We start from the raw sequence: 19821 nt of genomic DNA on the forward strand, positions 1-19821 counted from the left end.
TTGCGCCATTACTCGGGGCAAGAAAAACGCTCAACCACTTCCAGATCAAACCCGGAAATGGCTGAAAACTTCAAAGGTGCCGACATCAAATTCATTTTGCGCACGCCGATGTCGCGCAAAATCTGGGCGCCGGTGCCCACCTGTTTGTAAACCGCATCCTGGCTCAGCTGACGCTGGCGGCCAGACAACATCCAATCGATGTTATCGGCAATGTCTTGCGGTGTTTCGGTGTGGCAGATCAACACCACCACACCCTGGCCTGCCGCCTGCACAGATTTGAGTGCGGCGTGGAATGTCCAGGGCGCATGCTCGCTGTCTGAGGGGCGCTGAATGGTGAGCAGATCGCGCGCGCTGTCTTGCACGTGCACGCGCACAAGCGTGGGCTCTTCGGGCTTGATGTCGCCTTTAAGCAGCGCAAAGTGCAATTCCTGACGCGCCACATCGCGGTAGGTGCGCAGCTCGAATTCACCGAAGGCGGTGGCCACCGGGCGGGTGCTCACGCACTCCACAGTTTTTTCTTTTACCGAGCGGTAGTGAATCAAATCGGCAATGGTGCCGATTTTCAGGCCGTGGGTTTTGGCGAAGGTTTCAAGATCCGGGCGGCGCGCCATGGTGCCGTCTTCGTTCATGATTTCAACAATCACCGAGGCCGCCTCAAAGCCCGCCATGCGCGCCAGATCGCAACCGGCTTCAGTGTGACCTGCGCGGCTCAATACGCCGCCGGGCTGCGCCATCAGCGGGAAAATATGGCCAGGCTGCACAATATCCGAGGGCTTGGCATCGCGGTTTACTGCCGCGCGCACGGTGCGTGCGCGATCGGCTGCGGAAATACCCGTGGTCACGCCTTCGGCCGCTTCAATGGAGAGCGTGAAGTTGGTGGCGTGTTGCGCGCGGTTGTGGCCGGCACCCACCATCAACGGCAAATCCAGTTGGCGGCAGCGCTTTTCGGTAAGGGTTAAACAAATCAATCCACGGGCGTGCTTGGCCATGAAGTTGATGTCTTCTGGGCGAATTTGCTCAGCGGCAATAACCAGATCGCCTTCGTTCTCGCGATCTTCGTCATCCATCAGGATCACCATTTTGCCCTGGCGGATGTCGTCGATGAGTTCTTCTACCGTATTCAGTTCCATAGTGCGTCCTGTGTTATTGACCGCGGTGGTAGCCGTGCTCGGCCAAAAATGCCATGGAGATGCCGCCCGCCGCGCTGGGCTCGGCCGCCTTGTCTCCCAATAATAGCCGCTCGAGGTAGCGGGCCAGTAAATCCACTTCCAGGTTGACGGCTGCGCCCGCTTTATAGGTGCCCATTACCGTCTTCTCAAGTGTGTGCGGCACGATGTTGAGTTCAAACTCGTCACCGTCTACCGCATTTACGGTGAGGCTGGTGCCATCTACCGTAATCGAACCCTTGTGGGCGATGTATTTTGCCAGCGCCTTGGGTGCGCGCAGCCGGAACCGCTCCGAGCGCGCATCTGTGTGCCGGCTGATCACCTCGCCCACGCCATCCACGTGACCGCTCACCAGGTGGCCGCCAAGGCGGGTGGTGGGTGTGAGCGCTTTTTCCAGGTTTACGGGCTGGCCCAAACGCCAGTTGCGTAGCGTGGTGTTATCCAGGGTTTCCACACTCACATCGGCCCAATAGCCGTCGCCGGGCAGTGCCACCACCGTGAGGCACACACCGTTGGTGGCAATGGAATCGCCTAACTGTACGTCGGCCAGATCCAGGCCACCAGACGCCACCCGCACACGCAGGTCGCCGCCTTTGGGCTCTAGCGCCACAATTTCGCCAACAGCTTCAATAATGCCTGTAAACATGGGCAGTGTTACTCCGGGTTATTAACAGGGCGGGCAGTAATGCGCCAATCGAGCCCCACGGCGCGCACATCCACGATATCCAGGCGCTGCTGCTCGGCCATATTGGCCAGCGGCAACTGCAACAGCGGCCGGGCGCTGGAGCCCAACAGCGTGGGCGCCATGTACACAATCAGCTCATCCACCAGGCCCGCGCCCATAAAGCTGCCAGCCAGGCGGCTGCCCGCCTCAACCAGCACTTCGTTACATTCCCGTGCGGCCAATTCCTGCAGCAAGGCGAGCAAATCGCCGCCGTCGCTTTGCTGATCGCACAGCGCCAGGGTTTCTACCTCGGCCACCGTATCCGGGTAGTCGAGGGGGTGATTTTGAATCAGCAGCACAGGCCCTGCCAAAGACAGCAACCGGGCGCTTTGCGGCAGCCGGCTGCGCCGGTCTAGCACCACCCGCAGGGGTTGGCGCGCCGCCGCGGCGGCGGCCTCGCGGTCGGGCAATTCCAGCTGGGCGGCGCGCACGGTGAGCGCGGCGTCGTCGTGCAGCACGGTATCAATGCCGGTGATGATAGCGCTGCTGGCCGCGCGCAGCCGCTGCACATCGCCGCGCGCTTCAGGGCCGGTTATCCACTGGGATTCGCCACTGGCCATGGCCGTGCGGCCATCCAGGCTCATGGCGAGTTTCACCCGCACGAAGGGCAGGCCTGTGCGCATGCGCTTGATGAAACCCGGATTCAAGGCCTCGGCCTGGGCTTGCATTACCGGGCCTATCACCTCAACACCGGCATCGCGCAGGCGCTGCAGGCCAAGGCCCGCCACCTTCGGATTCGGATCTTGCATGCCGTACACCACGCGCCCGATGCCCGCGGCAATCAACGCCTCGCTGCAGGGCCCGGTGCGGCCCTGATGGTTGCAGGGCTCAAGGGTGACATAGGCTGTAAGCCCGCCAGCATCGTCTATCTGGGCCAGGGCATTGACCTCGGCGTGGCCTTCGCCGGCGCGCTGATGCCAGCCTTCGGCCACTATCTCAGCCACGCCATCAACCTCGCGCACCAGCACGCAGCCCACCCGCGGATTGGGGTGCGTGGTATAGCGGCCACGCTCTGCCAGTTGCAGGGCGCGGGCCATGAAGCGGGCGTGGTCGGGGGTCATTCGGTGTCTCTGGGATTGCGTTCCAGGCGTTCAATTTCATCGCGAAATTCGCTGATGTCTTGAAATTGGCGGTATACGGAGGCAAAGCGCACATAGGCCACTTGATCGAGGTTGCGCAGCTTTTCCATCACCTTCTCGCCCAGCAGCCGCGAGGGCACTTCGCGCTCACCGGTGGCCTGCAGCACGTGCTTGATTTGGGCCAATGCCGATTCGATATCTTCCATGCTCACGGGCCGCTTTTCCAGCGCCCGCAGCAGGCCTGCGCGCAGCTTGGCCTCATCGAAGGGCTCGCGGGTGCCGTCTTGTTTGATAATGCGCGGCATCACCAGTTCTGCCACCTCGTAGGTGGTAAAACGCTCGCGGCAAGAAAGGCATTCACGCCGACGGCGCACCTGATCGCCCTCGGCGACCAGGCGCGAGTCGATGACTTTGGTGTCGTCGGCACTGCAAAAGGGACAATGCATGGCGTCCATCCATCGGGAAATTGGCGCGCATCTTAACACGCTCAGGCGCCGGTGCGGTACGCATTCGCCATCGCCAAAGGCTCAAGTACTGCAGGGCCTGCAAGGCAGATTTAAACGGTTGTTCGGCACCACCCCGCCGCCAAGGCGCCGCAGCGCCTACACCCCCGACCTAGAGATCGCGCTCCCACACCAGATTCGCCTTGCCCAGGCGATCGAGTAAATGGCTGAACTTGCTCTCAATGGGCCCGCGGCGAATCTTCAAGGTGGGCGTGAGCAGGTCGTTTTCGATGGTCCAGGGCTCGCTCAATACAATCATGCCGCCCAGGCGCTCGTGAGATTCCAGCTGCTCGTTGATGTCGTTCAGGCTGGCCTGCAGGGCGGGTTCAACATCGGCGCGGGTTTTCTTCATGCCGGCTTCAGTGAGCACCAGCAGCGCCACCGGCTGCGGGCGCCCCACCCCCAGCACGCAGCACTGCTCTACCCATTCATTGCGGGCAATTAAATTTTCGATAGGTGCCGGCGCCACGTATTTGCCCTTGGCGGTTTTGAATTGCTCTTTTAGCCGGCCCACAATTTTATAGGCGCCATCGGCGGTTTGCTCGCCGCGATCACCGGTGCGAAACCAGCCATCCACAAAGGCCCCGGCCGTGGCTTCGGGGTTGTTGTAGTAGCTCTGGAAAACGGCGTCGCCGCGAATTTGCACCTCATTACCTTCACCCAGACGCATTTCCACACACTTCACCGGCACGCCAATGGTACCTATGCGCTCCGCGCGAAAGGGCAAGTTAGAGCACGAGAGCCCCGAGGTTTCGGTCATACCCCAGCCCTCGGCGATGGGCATCCCCAGACGCGCATACCACTCCAGCATGGCCGGTGCGATGGGCGCCGAACCCGAGCCCAGCACGCGCGCAGCATTCAAACCCAGGCCCTGGCGGATCTTGCGGGCCACAAGCCAACCCAGCAACGGAATCTTCAGTAGCCGCTGCAGCTTCTGATCGGGAATTTTGGCCAGAATGCCGCTTTGGAATTTCGTCCACAACCGTGGCACAGAGATAAAAAAGCTCGGCTGGGCGTGTTTTACGTCGTCTACAAAGGTGTCCAGCGACTCCACAAAATACACCGCCGCACCGCTGTAATAGGTCATGATTTCCAGCACGCAGCGCTCGGTAATGTGCGCCAGCGGCAGGTAGGAAATGCAGCGGTCGTCGTCGCGCCACTGCACTTGGGCGGCCGTGGTATAAGACGATGAGCCCACATTGCGGCAAGTGAGCACCACCCCCTTGGGCTGGCCGGTGGAGCCCGAGGTATAGACCAGGGTCATCATGGCATCGGGGGTCTGGGTGGGCAGATCCGTCAGGGGTTCAAATCGGGTCAGCCATTCGCTCCATTGGTGCTCGGCGCGGGCGGTGGGGTAGGGAAAGGCGATGCGCATCACTGAAGCCGGTATGGCGGCCTCGGCCGGTGCCGTGTCGTCGAGCTTACCCAGGAACACGGCTTTGGCACCGCTGTGTTCCAGCACGTAGCTGATGGTGTCTTCACCGGCGGTGGCGTAAATGGGCACGCTTACCATGCCCGCCATCATGATGGCCAGATCGGCAATAAACCACTCGGCGGAGTTTTTGGCGAGAATGGCAATTTTATCGCCGGCGGCAAAATGGCTTAACAGGCCGCGGGCAATGGTGCTGGCTTCATCATTGACCTGCTGCCACGTCCATTGGCGCCACTGGCGATTCACCGGCTGGTGCAGGTACACCTTATTGGGGTGCGCGGCCACGCGCGACTGAAACTGGGCCAAGGGCAACAAGTAATCCATAGCCTGCGATCCTTTTGAAGGTCAATGTGGGAATCGCGAATGTGCCACACTTCCCTGCCCCAAACAAATGATCGCGCCCACCGGGCTTGCGCGGTTGCGCGCCGAATTGTTGCAGGCCAAGGGCCGGATCCAGATTTGCCGGTGCACCAGCTGCGCGCGCCATTGCACCGAACCCGGCCCGCTCACCTGAAGGCTGCCGAAACAGGCCCTGCCTGCGCCAAAAAAACGCCCGCACGCGCCCCAAAATCCGTGCCTTTCCCACACCGGATAGGTACAATGCGTCCCTTTTTCTTGACCATGAGCCATCGACAAGACTGGGGAGCAGATATGAAGCCGCTGATTGGTATCATTATGGGGTCTACCTCCGACTGGGACACCATGAGCCACGCCGCCGACGCACTGGAGCAGCTGGGTATTCCCCACGAGGTGGAAGTGGTGTCTGCACACCGCACGCCCGACAAACTGTTTAGCTACGCCGAGGCCGCCGAGGCCCGCGGCCTTGAGGCCATCATTGCCGGTGCCGGCGGCGCCGCCCACCTGCCGGGCATGGTAGCCGCCAAAACTCCGGTGCCCGTGCTGGGTGTGCCGGTGCAGTCCAAGGCCCTTAACGGCATGGATTCACTGCTATCGATCGTGCAAATGCCCGCCGGCATTCCCGTGGGCACCCTGGCCATAGGCCGCGCCGGTGCGGTTAATGCCGCGTTGCTGGCCGCCGCCATGCTGGGCAACAAATACCCCGAGTACCGCAAGGCGCTGGTGGCCTTTCGCGATCAACAAACAGATAAGGTCATGTCTAACGCAGATCCGAGGGAGCAAGCCTGATGAAAATCGGTGTTTTGGGCGGTGGCCAGCTGGCGCGCATGATCGCACTGGCCGGCACGCCTCTGGGCTGCAGCTTTGTGGTACTGGATCCGTCTGAAACGGCCTGCGCCACCAGCGTTGCCCGGCAAGTAAAAGGCAACTATGACGACCCACAAGCGCTGGCAGAGCTCGCCCGCCAGGTTGATGTAGTCACCTACGAATTCGAAAACGTGCCCGAGGCCAGCGCCCGCTTGCTGGCTCAAACCGTGCCCGTGTACCCGGCCGCCGATGTACTGCATGTCGCCCAAGACAGGCTCAATGAAAAAACACTGTTCACCAAACTGGGGATCGAAACGCCACCCTATGCGCCGGTGAACTCCCTGGCCGAGCTCGAACAGGCCGTTGCAAGCATTGGCCTGCCCGCGGTACTCAAAACCCGCACCCAAGGCTACGACGGCAAGGGCCAGGCGGTGATCAAATCTGAAGATCAACTGGCCGATGCCTGGCGCGCCATTGGCGAAGTGCCCGCAATTTTGGAAGGCTTTGTGCAATTTGAGCGCGAAGTGTCCATGGTGGCGGTGCGCAACAAAGCCGGTGAAGTGCGCTACTACCCGCTGTCTGAAAATCATCACGAGGGTGGCATTTTGCGCGTAGCGCGTGCACGCCCGGGCGATGCCACCGCAGCACTTGCCCAGCGCTACACAGAAAAGCTGCTAAGCCATTTCAATTATGTGGGCGTGATTGCAGTGGAGTTTTTCCAGCAAGGCGAGCATTTGCTGGCCAACGAGTTTGCCCCACGGGTGCACAACTCGGGCCACTGGACCATCGAAGGCGCCGAGTGCAGCCAGTTTGAAAACCATGTGCGCGCAGTGGCAGATTTACCGCTTGGCAGCACCCAGGCACTGGGAGCGGCGGCCATGGTGAACATCATTGGCGACCTGCCAAACCCCGCCGAGGTGCTGGCGCTGGATTACTGCCACGCACACTTTTACGGGAAGTCTGCACGCCCGGGCCGCAAGGTGGCCCACATCGGCGTGCGCGCGCCCGATGAAAGCACCCGCGAGGCCGCCATCGAGCAAGCCCTGCAATTACCTGGCGCCAAGTTCTAGCAGCGCACAACCCAGCGCCGCCCGGCGCTGGGCCACTAAATCACCGCACGGATGCCTTTGTAGATAAAAGGTTGTATTGACGTATTCATGCGCACGTTTGTTGTAGTTTTTAGCATTTTAATTTTTCTTTTTTTCACCAACAGTAGCCACGCAACACAGCGCCAATATGGGCACACCACCATCAGTGAAGTGGTGAGCATTTACGATGGCGACACGTTTACCGTAAACATCGACCACTGGCCCGCCATTGTGGGCCAACGCATCAGCGTGCGCATTAGCGGCATAGACACGCCCGAAATGCGCAGCCGTTGCGCAAGCGAAAAGGAGCGCGCGCGCGCCGCCAAGCAGTTCACAGTTGCGGCCTTGCGCAAGGCCCAGGCCGTCGAGCTGCACAATGTGCGGCGCGATAAATACTTCCGGCTGGTGGCCGATGTATGGGTAGACGGTTTCAGCCTCGGCCAACAGCTCCTTGATGCGGGCCTGGCAGTACCCTACTCCGGCAAGACCAAGGTAGACTGGTGCGCCCAAACCCACTGACCTGCGAGCCTGCCCATGGCCTACTGGCTATTTAAAACCGAACCCGACGATATCAGCCTGGACGACATCAAAAAGGCGGGCCGCATGCGCTGGGATGGCATTCGCAATTACCAGGCGCGCAACTTTTTGCGCGACCAGTGCGCCCAGGGCGACGGCGTGTTTATCTACCACAGCCAGTGCAAGAACGTGGGCGTGGTGGGTTGCGCGCGCATTGTGCAAGCCGCCTACCCAGACCCGGCCCAGTTCAACCCCAAAAGCCCCTACTTCGACGCCAAGGCCACCGATCAGGCACCGCGCTGGTTTTGTGTGGATATCGCCTACGAGAGCCAGCTGCCCCGCTGTGTGAGCCTGGCAGAAATCAAGGCCGAAGCCGGGCTTGCCGAAATGGTATTGGTAAAACAGGGGCGCTTATCAGTACAACCGGTGAGCAGCGCCGAGTGGCGCCACATTCAGGCCATGGCCAAGAAGGCCTGAGGGAGCTCAGGGCGCCAGAGATGCCTTCACGCGCATTACCTCAGGCGCAATGCGCGGCACCAACTCCCGCACCACCTCCGCCTCACCATCCAAACAGGCCCGCTCAAGGGCTGCGCACAGGTCTGCCAGTGGCCCGGCACCGACGGTTCGGGCAGAGGATTTCAGCTTATGGGCCACTGCGCGCACCTGAGACAAATCATCAGCGGCGGCAAATTCGCGCAAATAGGCATCTAAAGAATTACTGAAATCCACCAGAATTGTGGCAATCAGGCGTTGATCATCACCGAAAAGTGCTGCCAATACTTTGGGGTCCAAGGGGATATCTGGGGTATCTGTCATTGCGCCTTGCCTTTAGGGTGCAGCCCAAAGTGTACCTTGCAGCCACGGCAAATGGCCACATTGGCTTTTGCGGGGGGCGATTTTGGCGTCCATACTAGAGCCTCTAGCCCAAGAGATTCACACACCTCACCATGACCTCAGACGCCTTCGCCACTCTCAACTGCCTGATCGTCGATGACGACGCCTTCATGCTCAAAACCTTGGGCCATGTGCTGCGCCAGATGGGCGTAAATCAGGTTTTTGAAGCCACCGATGCCGCCGAGGCGCTGCGCATGATTGCCAACCGCAACAACGGTATTGACCTGGTCATCAGCGATCTCAACATGCCCGGCATGGACGGCATCCAGCTATTGCGCCACCTGGGCGCACTCGGGCTGCATCTGGGCGTGATACTCATCAGCGGCGAAGACCCGCGGCTACTCTCTTCTGTGCACACCCTTGGCCAGCAATACGAACTGCGTATTCTGGGCACCCTCACCAAACCACTGGATCGCGCCCAGCTTGAGGCACTGCTCATCGGCTACCGCGCAGACACCCGCCAGGCCCCGCGCGGCCCCGCCACTATGGTGTTCACCGATGAGCTGCAATCGGCCATCATCGGCGAAGAGCTGGAGGTGTGGTACCAGCCCAAAGTAGAGGTAGAAAGCCGCAGGCTCTTGGGTGTAGAGGCGCTGGCGCGCTGGCAACACCCGGAGAAGGGCTTTATTAGCCCGGCAATTTTTGTGGGCATCGCCGAAAAGCACGGCATGGTTGAACCGCTTACTGACCTTGTGCTCAAGCAAAGCCTGGCACAACTCAGCCTCTGGCAAAGCAAGGGCTTTAACTTGACGCTCGCGGTGAATTTTTCAGCCCAGGCCCTGTGCCGGCTTGATTTGCCCGAACGGCTGGAAGCCACCGTGCGCAACGCAGGCCTCACGCCAGAAAAAATCATAGTTGAAATGACCGAAAGCGCGCTGCCAAAAAATGCCAGCGCCACGCTCGATATCATGGCACGCCTGCGCCTGAAGGGCTTTGGGTTATCCATTGATGATTTCGGCACGGGCTTCTCAACCCTTGAGCAGTTGCAGCTGATTCCCTTTACCGAACTCAAAATAGACCGCGCCTTTGTACACGGCGCCAAGCACAACAAGGTGAGCCAGGCCATTTTGGAATCCAGCATTTCGCTGGCTAAAAAGCTCGGCATCCACTGCGTGGCAGAAGGCGTTGAAGCGCCCGAAGACTGGGCGCTGGTTGAGGCCCTTGGTTGCGACAGTGTGCAGGGCTACATCATGGCCAAACCCATGCCGGCAGAGGCATTCATCGACTGGGCCAAGACTTACCGCATTGCGGAGTCTGAACGCTAAACGGCGCCCTGCTGCCAGGCAAGGAAGTAGCTGATAGCGCTTAACAACGTGAGCACCAACAGAATAATTGACAGTAAAAACCACGGCCGAAAGGGCTTGCGCTCAATGTCGTTCACACCCGTGGAAATCACGGCATCCACCCGCGCCTGATCTTCCGGAGATAATTTAGACGTCATCAATTACACCTCTGTGCGCTTCGCACTTCACATTATTGTTATTGGTCAATGTTCGCCCGTATCACTGCCCTACTTTGGCAAAAACACCGGGAAATTTGAAGCCCTAAAACTGCCAACCACGCATTTGGCCGGGAAAAATCTTGCGCCCACAGGCACCGGGCTGAGCTAGCGATAGCGCGCCAATATGCGCTCGAAATCACCGCGCTGCTTCATGCGTTCATACACACTTGAAATCGCTTGTGCAGTTACCGGGCTGTGGGGCGAAACCGCACTGTAAAGCGTGTGGGGGATATTCCATTCAGGCGCGATGTAAAATGCCGCACGATTAAATTCCTGCCGAAACAAATGGTCTGCCAGAATACGCGGCACAACAATGGCATCCAGGCGCCCCCGGCTTAAGCGAATAAAATTGCTGCGAAAACTCTTGGCGTTATCGCGCACTATGCTGGACCTCAAAGGCTCATCATCCAGTTCTGCATACACATAGCCCTGCAACATACCCACGCGCTTGCCGGCCAAATCACGGGCTTCACGCACCGGAAATACATGGTGACGGTTTTGAATTACCAGATCTTGCTCTGTGTAAATGCTGGCGGTCCACTGGAAATCTTCGGGGCGGTCAAACCACACGGGGCTGGTTAGCAGTAAGAGGTGCGCGCGCCCCTGTTCAAGGTATTGCCGCACTCGCTTGCGCGGCACCTCCAGCATTTGCACCTCTCGCCCCAACTGGCGCCCCAGGTAGTGGGCCAAATCCCAGTGAATACCCGCCACCGCCTGGCCGTTTTCACGGAAAATATAAGGTTCGCCCAAGTTGGCGTTGTACATCACCAACAGCGGGGCAAGCGCGGGCTGCTCTTTTACATCGATATTGCCCTCACCCAGCAGGGGCCGCGCTAACAATAGCAATACACAAAGACACCAGGCGCGCATAAAGCTCATTCCCAAGAAACCAGCTCAAAGTATAACCCTACCGCAAAATCACGCACTGTGAGTGGGTGCAAGCGCCGGGCAAAAAAAAGGGCGCCGAAGCGCCCAGACAAGTTTCGCTGGAAACTCAGAACTGGTGTTCGCCAAGCGCCATCATTGAATCGCCACCGGCAAGAATCTGCTCGGTGAGGGCGCGGGTTTGTGGCAGCAGGCGCTGGTAGAAAAAGCGCGCAGTTTTAATTTTTGCCTGGTAGTAGTCGGCATCCGGCCCCTCCAGCTGGCTACCGGCCACCTTGGCCATTTTGGCCCACATGTAGGCATAGCTCACGTAGCCAAACAGGTGCAGGTAATCAACCGCCGCAGCTCCCACGGCGTGCTTGTCGCCCGCTTTCGCCTTGCTGATTACCGCATCGGTTACCTGGCCCAGGTTTGCCAATTGGTCGCTCAGGGCCATGGCGAATTCATCGGCTGCCGAGCCTTTGCTCGCGGCAATAAAGGCCTCGATTTCTGCAATGTACTCGCGCACAAACTCGCCGCCGTTCATTACGGTTTTACGGCCCATGAGGTCCAAGGCCTGAATGCCGTTGGTGCCCTCGTAAATCTGGGTGATGCGAATGTCGCGCACCAACTGCTCCTGGCCCCACTCGCGAATAAAGCCGTGGCCGCCGAATACCTGCTGGCCGTGAATGGCGCACTCCAGGGCTTTATCGGTAATAAAGGCCTTCACCACGGGCGTCAGCAACGCCACCATGTTTTCAGCCTTGGTGCGGTCTGTGTCGTCATCGCTGTATTTGCTGATATCCAACCAGCGGGCGGCGTAGGTGGAAAAGGCGCGGCCGGCTTCATTAAAGGCGCGCTGGATCATCAGCATGCGGCGCACGTCGGGGTGCACAATGATTGGGTCTGCCGCTTTGTCGGGGTTTTGCGCGCCCTCGGGCGAGCGGCTTTGCAGGCGCTCTTTGGCGTAGGCCACCGCACTCTGGTAGGACGCCTCAGCCGCGCCCAGGCCCTGAATGCCTACCCCCACGCGCTCGTAGTTCATCATGGTAAACATGCAGGCCAGGCCCTTGTTGAGCTCGCCCACCAGCCAGCCCTTGGCGCCATCGAAGTTCATCACACAGGTGGCCGAGGCCTTGATACCCATTTTCTTTTCAATGGAGCCACAGGCCACGGCGTTGCGCTCGCCTAAGGATCCATCGTCATTAACGAGTACCTTGGGCACCAGAAACAGCGAAATCCCCTTGGGCCCGGCGGGCGCGTCGGGCAGTTTGGCCAGCACCAGGTGAATGATGTTCTCGGCCATGTCGTGCTCACCCCAAGTGATAAAAATCTTGGTGCCGGTGATGCTGTAAGAGCCGTCATCGTTGGGCTCGGCCTTGGTGCGGATAATGCCGAGGTCGGTGCCCGCGTGGGGTTCGGTGAGATCCATGGCACCGGCCCAAGTGCCTGCGTACATTTTCGGCAGGTAGGTTTGCTTGAGCTCTTCGGTTGCGTGGTAATCAATGGAAACGCAGGCACCGGCATTCAGCATGGGCGAAAGGCCAAAGGACATGCACGCGGCCTGCATCATCTCTTCAAACTGGGCCACCAGCATTTTAGGCATACCCATACCGCCGTATTCCGGGTTGCCACCCAGGCCCATCCAGCCACCTTCGGCCAACAGCTGATACACCTCTTTGAAACCTTCAGGCGTGGAAACTTCACCGTCGCTCCACTGGCAACCGGCTTCATCGGCTTCGCGGTTTAAGGGCGCAAGGCTGCCGGCGGCAATTTTACCGGCCTCTTCCAGAATGGCCTCGGCGGTTTCGCCGTCTACGGTTTCCGCCAGACGCGGCATAGAGGCCCACAGCTTGTCTGCCTCAAAAACTTCATTGAGAACGAAACGCATGTCCCGCAAGGGGGCCTGATAATCTGCCATGATGACTCTCCGCTGTTGTTGCCTATTGCAAGCCTAGCTGGCTCTCACCAACTGGCTAATATTCAGCCAATAATTAAAACAAACGTTTGAACGATACTCAGAGTATACGAGCCCGTCAAGGGGAGGGATCACTCATGGGGAGGGGTTTCGGTTAAACGCGCTGATCCAGCAGCTCACCCGGGGCGCGTGGGCCGGGCTCTACACCAATGCGAAGTAAGCGCTGACTAAGCTCCACAGCCCGCTGGCGCTCTGCCTCGCGCAGGCGTTGCTCGGCCTGTAACTGCTCACGGGCCTCGCGGGCCTGCTCGTCTTGGCGTTCTTGCTCGGCGCGCGCTTCACGCTGCTCGGCGCGGGCCGCCTCTTGCTCTTGGCGGGCCTGTTGCTCCGCTGCCCGAATATCGGCACGGGCCTGTTCTGCCAGCTGGGCGGCTTTTGCAGCTATCAGCCGGTCTTGTGCCGATGGGTCTGCCGGGGCCAGTGCAGCCTGCTGAATTTGTTCGGCCTTTTGCAGGGTGGCCTCGGGGTTGCCAGCAATGGCGCCAAGGCGCACCGAGACCTCGCCAGAGACTGCGTAGGCCACGCCATCTGGGCCTCGCACATAGGTGTATTGCGGCGCACCCGTGTGTTGCCCACCTACAGCGGCATGGGCGCGTTCGTGGGCGCGCACTTCGCGATCGCGTGCGGCGAGCTCTGCAATTTCACGCTGCTCTTGCTCGGCCTCAATGCGCTCGCTCGCGCTTTGATCTTCTGCCAGCGCACCAGCGCCTGACACCGCCACTTGGGCAGGCGCACTGCCCGGCCCGGCAACGGCCTCGGCATCTTCGGATCCACTGCGGCTGCCCGCGGCCGTACGGGGTTTATTGTCGCCCAGGGCTTGTTCGCGGTGGGTGTCGTCTTCGCGGGTGCGGTTTTCAGCGCGGGCCGTTTCCGCCCCTTCCTCCACAGCCTTAAACGTTGTGGGGCGGCCGTCTTGCTCTTGCTCACCCACAGGCGTACGCCCCAGCGGGTTGAAGGGCGAAACCATATTGCCGAAATTGGGCGGTAAGTTAATGTTCACTTACATTTACTCACTAGGCTTTTACATCCAGCAGGCTGCCGAGTGTTTCATCGGCGGTTTTCACCACCTGCGCATTGGCGTTAAACAGCTGCTCCTGGCGGCGCAGGTTGATCAGCGGCTCGATCACATCCTGTGAGGGCGCCACCTGCTGCTGGCTACCGGCTTCTGCCGGTTGCGCACTGGCGGGCTGGGCCGTGGCCGGCTGGGTATCTAGCCCCGCCTGGGCTATGTCGTTGGCCGAGCGTTGAATTTCCTGCTGGCTTTTTTGCAAGCCTTGCAGGCCTTGATTGAGTACAGATGTAGAAGACGCGTTCACTTGCATCGGGCACCTCGTTGGTGATCTTGCAGGTTTCACCCTCACGCTTTCAGCAGGGGCAGACTTACCAACGATTCTATCAAAGCGCTGTTCAAAAAACAGACAACAAGCGGCAATATGCTGCCGCCTTTAATATTAATTAGACCCAAAAAAGCCTTCTTAATAACCAACTAGCCTATAAGGCCAATCCGCTAGCCTGCCAGTGCCAGTGGCGCCAGATCCAAATGGCCCGCCACTGCCTCGGCACTCGGGTGGGCCAAGTGCGGTACCTCGCCAAGTAAAGGCGCCGGCAGCCGGGCCTTGAGGGTTGCCAGGTTTTCGGCATACACGGCCATGTCTGGCTGAATTTGGTTGGCCACCCAGCCCGCCACCCTTATGCCATCGCGCACTAAGGCCTCGTAGGTAAGCAGGGCGTGGTTAATACAACCGAGCTTCATGCCCACTACCAGAATCACCGGCAGCTCCAGCAACCGCGCCAGGTCTGAGAGATTTTCGCTGGGGTTCAAGGGCACCCGCCAGCCGCCCGCGCCCTCGATAATGGTGAGGTCGGCACGGCTCATCATCACACCCCGGCACAGGCCCGCCAGCCGATCCACACTCAATACCCGCCCGGCCTGTGCCGCGGCTATGTGCGGGGCAATGGCCGGGGCCAGGGCAATGGGGTTTACCTGCTCGTACACGAGCGACAGCGTGCACTGCTCATGCAATGCCAGTGCATCGCTGTTGCGCAGGCCCGCGGCCGTTGCCTCGCAGCCAGAGGCCACGGGCTTAACCGCGGCTGTGCTGAACCCCTGCGCCTTGGCCGCCGCCAGCAACCCGCAGGCCACCCGTGTTTTACCGGCATCGGTATCGGTACCGGTGACAAAAAACGTTTTAGCCATTACTTGCTCTCTGTAATTTATATATTGGGTTTACCCGCACTTTTCGTGCGCTAAATTTTTAAAGCCGCCTCACACAACACACTGAAACAATGTTCGAAACGCTTTTTAAATCATCAAAAGCTGTTGTACCACAAGCATCGGGCCCACTGGTGCGCCATAAAACTCGCGGCATGAAAATTGGGCGCAGCAATGGCCTAGGCCAGACTTTCACACCAGGCTTTTACCCGCGCGCCAATGGCATCGCGCACCCGGCGAGTGGCTGCAAGCTTTGCATCCAAAGTGCCGGTAAACGATGAAGGGTCTGCAAAATGCCAGTGCATCATTTCTACACCCGGCAAATGCGGGCAGCGCTCGGCACTGGCGGCATCGCACACGGCAATCATCACATCGGGGGCACCGTATTGCGCCAGGTGTTCATCCACACTGCGACACGGGCGATGGCTGATGTCCACCCCCAGCTCGGCCATGGCGGCCACCACCACCGGATTTAGCTGGCCGGGTGTCAGGCCTGCGCTAAATGCCTGTACTTTACCTGCGCCATATTGCCTGGCAAAGGCCTCGGCCATTTGCGAGCGTGCGCTGTTGTGAATGCAAACAAACAAAAGTGTTTTCATAGAAGTTGCACGCGTTGGATTTTCACGGAGCCCGGTTTGGCATTTCGAATTTTTCACGCAAGGGCCACTGATGCCAACAGCCACCACACGCGCGCCTGAACGCGGCAAACCTGCGTGAGAGGCCATTTACATCTGAAGCCATGTGCACTTGTACCCGCTGTGGCGATAACAGGTGTACAGGCCGGTATTAACCGGCAGGTTTTTCCAGTACCAGCCAATACACATCGTAGCTGGCTGGCAAGCCCTTGGGCGTGCGGTAGTGTTCATAGGCCTCGCGCAATTTTTTTATTTTCTGCCGGCCCGTTAACCCCGGTGCGCGCTCGCGATTAACGTTGTGCGCGCCCAGGGCTTTTAGCTCGTGGGTGAGCTCGCGCAGGCTTGGGTAGTACATCACCCGCGGCTCTGCACGCCAAGCGCGCTGCACAAGCCCCGCCCGGGTATAGGCGTGCGTGAGAGTGGCAGCACTGTCGAATTCATTCACATGCGTGTAGTGATCTACCTTGCGCCAACTGTCGCGCAATTCACACAGGGTTTGCGGGCCCAGTGTGGCCAGTAGCACACGGCCACCCGGTACCAGCGCGCGCGCCACCTCGGTAAAAAACGCCGGTAAATTTTCGCACCACTGCACAGCCAGGCTCGAGAAAAACACATCAATGGAGCCACTACCAAAGGGCAGGGCTTCCATATCGCCGCCCACCCAGCCAAGGCCCGGGGCACGCTGCGCGCGCGCGTAGCGCAACATGCCCGGCGCAATATCGAGCCCCAGCACCTGCGCCTCTGGGTAGCGGGCGAGTAATTTCTCGGTAAAAAATCCGGTGCCCGAGCCCAAATCCACAAGGCGCTTGCACGGGTGCGCGGCGTCCAAAAAGCCCATCAGTTCATTGCCCACACAGCGCTGCAGTTGCGCAACAGAATCGTAACTGGGGGCGGCATTGCTGAACGAGGCCGCCACAGAAAATTTATCGCGCTGCATTAAACACTTGCCCCGGCTGGTTGCAATGTACGGCAGTTTTGCGGCAGGCGCGCAAGCACCCAGGCGGCCACTTGGCCAGGTGCCGCCAGCGGTAAATCGTGGCCACATCCTTCAAATTGCGTGAGCGAACGCGCAGGCCACTGCTGGCTGAAAGGTGCGCAATCCAGCGCGGCCATCACCCGGTTTGGCACCAAGGCGTCTAGCTCGCCAAAGGCCATGTGCACGGGCACATCAATGGGTGCTGCAGTGGCATCCAATGCCGCTAACGCCTGCAGTGCCTGCAGCCATGCGCGCAGCTGTGCGGGGTTATCAAAATTGTGGGCCGAGGCGTATTCGCGCAAGGCTTTCACGCCCAAACCGCTACCGCCTGCGGCCACCAATTGGCTAAAGCGTTTTAACGTAATGGCGGGCTTATCTGCAAAGCCGCTTACAAAGGCGTGGTAGTGCGCGGCGTCCATTGCATCCGGCCAGTGGGGCTGTGCACAAAACTGCACGTTGGCGGCAAGGGTAAACACGCCTTCAACGCGCGCCTGCCGGGCAAGGTGTAACGCCAGCTGCCCACCCAAAGACCAACCCAATAAATAAACCGGGCGCGCATCTTGGGCAATGTGCCTGGCAAGCAATGCCACTGTGGCTGCGGCCCACTCGTTTAGCGATGCATCAACATTTGTGGCGCCCTCAGCGGCACACACAGGCGGTGGCGATAAGCCAAAACCCGGTAAATCTATGAGTTCAATTTGCAATGCACTATTGGCCTGAAGCTCGCGCGCGAGCGGGCGCAGGCTTTGATGATCAAAGCCCCAGCCATGCAAGCACACAAGGCGCGCGCCATCTACCGATTGCGGCTGCAGGTATTGTACGTGCAAGGCCTGCGCGCTCATGAATGATCACCGGTTTGCGACTGAATGTCGGCCAGTGCGCTCAACAACTGCTGCACCTGTGCCGAGCTGTGTTCAGCCGACAAGGTCACCCGCAGCCGCGCACTGCCTGGCGCCACCGTGGGCGGGCGAATGGCACCCACCCACAGGCCGCGCTGCATGAGCTGTTCAGACCAGCTCATTACCGTGGCGGCACTGCCCACCACAATAGGCTGGATGGGCGTGTGCGAATTCATCAGCTGTAGCCCGAGCGCCTGGGCGCCGGTGCGAAACTCGGCAATGAGCGCCTGCAATTTTTCGCGCCGCCAGGGTTCGGTTTGAATAAGTTTTAAACTGGCGCGCGTGGCTGCGGCCACCGCCGGTGGCAGGGCGGTGGTGTAGATGTAAGTGCGGGTAAGTTGAATGAGCGTTTCGATCAATTCCTCGCTGCCCGCCACAAACGCGCCAAAGGTGCCAAAGGCTTTGCCGAAGGTGCCCATGAGCACGGGCAGCTGCTGCTCGTTTAAATTAAATACTTCTGCACAGCCGCCGCCGTTGTTGCCGAGCACGCCCAGGCCGTGGGCATCGTCTACCATCAACCAGGCGCGCTCGCGCGCGCACAGTGAGGCCAACTCATCGAGGGGCGCCAGATCGCCATCCATGCTGAACACGCCGTCTACCACTACCAGTTTTTTTGCCTGTTCACTGGCACGCAGTTTTTGCGCAAGCTGGGCGACATCGTTGTGTAAAAAGCGCTGAAACTTTGCGCCCGATGACAGGCCGCCATCGAGCAGCGAGGCGTGATTGAGTTTGTCTTCAAACACTGCATCGCCTTTTTCAACCAACGCGTTAATCACGCCAACATTGGCCATGTAACCGGTTGAGAAAATGAGCGCGCGCGCGCGCCCGGTAAAGGCCGCCAGCTCTTGTTCCAATGCGTGATGTTCGTGCGAGTGGCCGCACACCAAATGCGAGGCGCCGCTGCCCACGCCGTAGCGTTCGGCGGCCTGAATAAAGGCGCGCTTAACCTCGGGGTGATTGGCAAGGCCCAGATAATCGTTGGCGCAAAAGGCCAGTGCCGGGCGCCCGTCAACGGTGACGTTAGGCTGTTGGGGCGAGCCCAGTTCGCGCCGCGTGCGGTATAGATCCGCCGCCCGGCGGCGCGCCAGCTGCTCGCTTAACCACTCGTGCATGGCGCCTTACTTGGCGGCGTCGTAGAAGAACTGATCGTTGTGGCTGGCTTCCAATGCCTGATACACCGCGGCTTCTTGTTCTTGCTCGTCTTGGTGAATCTCGTAAGACTCCTGGTGAATACCCAGGCGCTTGAACAGCTGGCGGTCTTTGCTGGCCTCGGGGTTGGGTGTGGTGAGCAATTTTTCGCCGTAGAAAATGGAGTTGGCACCGGCTAAAAAGGCCATGGCCTGCATTTGCTCGTTCATGTCTTCGCGCCCGGCAGATAACCGCACGTGGGATTTCGGCATCATGATGCGCGCAACGGCAATGGTGCGAATAAAATCGAAGGGGTCTAAATCGGCCTGCTCGGCCAGCGGCGTGCCCTCTACCTTCACCAGCATATTAACCGGCACAGATTCCGGGTGCTCGGCCATGTTGGCCAGCTGGATCAACAGGCCCGCACGGTCGCCCTCTTCTTCACCCATGCCCACAATGCCGCCGCAGCATACTTTCATGCCCGCTTTGCGCACGTTAGCCAGGGTTTCCAGGCGGTCTTGATAGGTGCGGGTGGTGATGATGTCGCCGTAGAACTCGGGCGAGGTATCGAGGTTGTGGTTGTAGTAATCCAGCCCCGCCTCGGCCAGGCCCTTGGCCTGATCTTCGTTCAGCATGCCGAGCGTCATACAGGTTTCAAGCCCCAGCGCCTTCACGCCTTTAACCATATCGGTCACGTAGGGCATGTCTTTGCCCTTGGGGGAACGCCAGGCCGCGCCCATGCAGAAGCGGGTGGCGCCGCTGGCTTTGGCCGCGCGCGCTTCTTCTATCACCTTCTCCACCTTCATGAGCTTTTCGCGCTCAAGGCCAGTGTCGTAGCGGGCCGATTGGGGGCAGTAGGCGCAGTCTTCCGGGCAGGCGCCGGTTTTGATAGAGCACAGGGTGCTCACCTGTACCTGATTGGGGTCAAAGAAGGTGCGGTGCACCGTTTGTGCCTGGTACATCAAATCGGCAAACGGCAACTGAAACAACGCCAGAACTTCTGCGCGGGTCCAGTCGTGGCGAATGGGGGTATTGGCCTGGGCACTCATGGGCTATTCTCTG

22 protein-coding genes are annotated in these 19821 nt (G+C 59.7%); 5 read left to right on the forward strand and 17 right to left on the reverse strand.

All coding sequences use genetic code 11. From position 1 onward, the window contains the following. Positions 1-8: 8 nt before the first annotated feature. The 5 genes from ribBA to L1F30_RS15410 all read right to left on the reverse strand — a co-directional run bounded on the left by ribBA (position 9) and on the right by L1F30_RS15410 (position 5228). On the reverse strand, positions 9-1130 hold the full coding sequence (gene ribBA / locus L1F30_RS15390) for a bifunctional 3,4-dihydroxy-2-butanone-4-phosphate synthase/GTP cyclohydrolase II (RefSeq protein WP_253357517.1): 1122 nt from the start codon (positions 1128-1130) through the stop codon (positions 9-11). A 13-nt stretch (positions 1131-1143) separates the two neighbouring features. Further along, entirely contained in the window at positions 1144-1812 is a 669-nt protein-coding gene (locus tag L1F30_RS15395) for a riboflavin synthase (protein ID WP_253357519.1), read from the reverse strand. A gap of 8 nt (positions 1813-1820) precedes the next feature. Then, complete coding sequence (ribD, locus tag L1F30_RS15400; RefSeq protein WP_253357521.1) at positions 1821-2951, reverse strand: bifunctional diaminohydroxyphosphoribosylaminopyrimidine deaminase/5-amino-6-(5-phosphoribosylamino)uracil reductase RibD; 1131 nt, start codon at positions 2949-2951, stop codon at positions 1821-1823. Further along, positions 2948-3415, reverse strand: coding sequence for a transcriptional regulator NrdR (nrdR, locus tag L1F30_RS15405; protein ID WP_253357523.1), 468 nt, complete (start codon positions 3413-3415; stop codon positions 2948-2950). Before nrdR ends, ribD begins: the two co-directional genes overlap by 4 nt. Before the next feature lie 169 nt (positions 3416-3584). After that, entirely contained in the window at positions 3585-5228 is a 1644-nt protein-coding gene (locus L1F30_RS15410) for an AMP-binding protein (protein WP_253357525.1), read from the reverse strand. 327 nt (positions 5229-5555) lie between these two features. Between L1F30_RS15410 and purE the strand changes: the two genes are divergently transcribed. The 4 genes from purE (at position 5556) to L1F30_RS15430 (ending at position 8149) form a co-directional block, all read left to right on the forward strand. Continuing rightward, on the forward strand, positions 5556-6050 hold the full coding sequence (purE, locus tag L1F30_RS15415) for a 5-(carboxyamino)imidazole ribonucleotide mutase (RefSeq protein WP_253357527.1): 495 nt from the start codon (positions 5556-5558) through the stop codon (positions 6048-6050). Next, the gene (locus tag L1F30_RS15420; protein WP_253357529.1) at positions 6050-7138 is read left to right on the forward strand and encodes a 5-(carboxyamino)imidazole ribonucleotide synthase; all 1089 of its coding nucleotides are present in this window, start codon (positions 6050-6052) and stop codon (positions 7136-7138) included. The genes purE and L1F30_RS15420 overlap by 1 nt, the downstream gene beginning before the upstream one ends. Positions 7139-7225: 87 nt before the next feature. Continuing rightward, positions 7226-7675, forward strand: a complete 450-nt coding sequence (locus L1F30_RS15425) for a thermonuclease family protein (RefSeq protein ID WP_253357531.1) — start codon at positions 7226-7228, stop codon at positions 7673-7675. A gap of 15 nt (positions 7676-7690) precedes the next feature. Continuing rightward, positions 7691-8149, forward strand: a complete 459-nt coding sequence (locus tag L1F30_RS15430; RefSeq protein WP_253357533.1) for an EVE domain-containing protein — start codon at positions 7691-7693, stop codon at positions 8147-8149. 6 nt (positions 8150-8155) lie between these two features. Here L1F30_RS15430 and L1F30_RS15435 read toward each other — a convergent pair whose 3' ends face one another. Further along, positions 8156-8488, reverse strand: a complete 333-nt coding sequence (locus tag L1F30_RS15435; protein WP_253357535.1) for an Hpt domain-containing protein — start codon at positions 8486-8488, stop codon at positions 8156-8158. Between the two features lie 131 nt (positions 8489-8619). On the opposite strand from L1F30_RS15435, the gene L1F30_RS15440 reads away from it, so the two are divergent. After that, positions 8620-9831 carry an EAL domain-containing protein gene (locus L1F30_RS15440; protein WP_253357537.1) on the forward strand — a complete coding sequence of 404 codons (1212 nt, stop codon included), beginning with the start codon at positions 8620-8622 and terminating at the stop codon, positions 9829-9831. Here the strand turns inward: L1F30_RS15440 and L1F30_RS15445 are convergent. From L1F30_RS15445 to bioB, 11 genes are all read right to left on the reverse strand, one after another. Continuing rightward, entirely contained in the window at positions 9828-10007 is a 180-nt protein-coding gene (locus tag L1F30_RS15445) for a DUF3094 family protein (RefSeq protein WP_253357539.1), read from the reverse strand. The genes L1F30_RS15440 and L1F30_RS15445 overlap by 4 nt on opposite strands. Before the next feature lie 165 nt (positions 10008-10172). Next, positions 10173-10937: an ABC transporter substrate-binding protein gene (locus tag L1F30_RS15450; protein ID WP_253357541.1), complete on the reverse strand. Its 765-nt coding sequence runs from the start codon at positions 10935-10937 to the stop codon at positions 10173-10175. Positions 10938-11061: 124 nt separating this feature from the next. Further along, positions 11062-12852: an acyl-CoA dehydrogenase C-terminal domain-containing protein gene (locus tag L1F30_RS15455; RefSeq protein ID WP_253357543.1), complete on the reverse strand. Its 1791-nt coding sequence runs from the start codon at positions 12850-12852 to the stop codon at positions 11062-11064. Between the two features lie 151 nt (positions 12853-13003). Then, on the reverse strand, positions 13004-13909 hold the full coding sequence (locus L1F30_RS15460) for a putative metalloprotease CJM1_0395 family protein (RefSeq protein WP_253357545.1): 906 nt from the start codon (positions 13907-13909) through the stop codon (positions 13004-13006). 13 nt (positions 13910-13922) lie between these two features. Beyond that, complete coding sequence (locus L1F30_RS15465; protein WP_253357547.1) at positions 13923-14231, reverse strand: hypothetical protein; 309 nt, start codon at positions 14229-14231, stop codon at positions 13923-13925. A gap of 185 nt (positions 14232-14416) precedes the next feature. Further along, positions 14417-15106 carry a dethiobiotin synthase gene (bioD, locus tag L1F30_RS15470; RefSeq protein WP_253357549.1) on the reverse strand — a complete coding sequence of 230 codons (690 nt, stop codon included), beginning with the start codon at positions 15104-15106 and terminating at the stop codon, positions 14417-14419. A gap of 194 nt (positions 15107-15300) precedes the next feature. Continuing rightward, complete coding sequence (locus L1F30_RS15475) at positions 15301-15720, reverse strand: arsenate reductase ArsC (RefSeq protein WP_253357569.1); 420 nt, start codon at positions 15718-15720, stop codon at positions 15301-15303. Between the two features lie 187 nt (positions 15721-15907). Then, positions 15908-16693, reverse strand: coding sequence for a malonyl-ACP O-methyltransferase BioC (gene bioC / locus L1F30_RS15480; protein ID WP_253357571.1), 786 nt, complete (start codon positions 16691-16693; stop codon positions 15908-15910). Further along, positions 16693-17574 carry an alpha/beta fold hydrolase gene (locus L1F30_RS15485; protein ID WP_253357573.1) on the reverse strand — a complete coding sequence of 294 codons (882 nt, stop codon included), beginning with the start codon at positions 17572-17574 and terminating at the stop codon, positions 16693-16695. Before L1F30_RS15485 ends, bioC begins: the two co-directional genes overlap by 1 nt. Then, positions 17571-18743, reverse strand: coding sequence for an 8-amino-7-oxononanoate synthase (bioF, locus tag L1F30_RS15490; protein WP_253357575.1), 1173 nt, complete (start codon positions 18741-18743; stop codon positions 17571-17573). The genes L1F30_RS15485 and bioF overlap by 4 nt, the downstream gene beginning before the upstream one ends. A gap of 6 nt (positions 18744-18749) precedes the next feature. Further along, on the reverse strand, positions 18750-19808 hold the full coding sequence (gene bioB, locus L1F30_RS15495) for a biotin synthase BioB (protein ID WP_253357577.1): 1059 nt from the start codon (positions 19806-19808) through the stop codon (positions 18750-18752). Between the last annotated feature and the right edge of the window lie 13 nt (positions 19809-19821).

This window comes from Simiduia sp. 21SJ11W-1, from assembly GCF_024138675.1.
In the GTDB taxonomy this organism is placed as follows: domain Bacteria; phylum Pseudomonadota; class Gammaproteobacteria; order Pseudomonadales; family Cellvibrionaceae; genus Simiduia.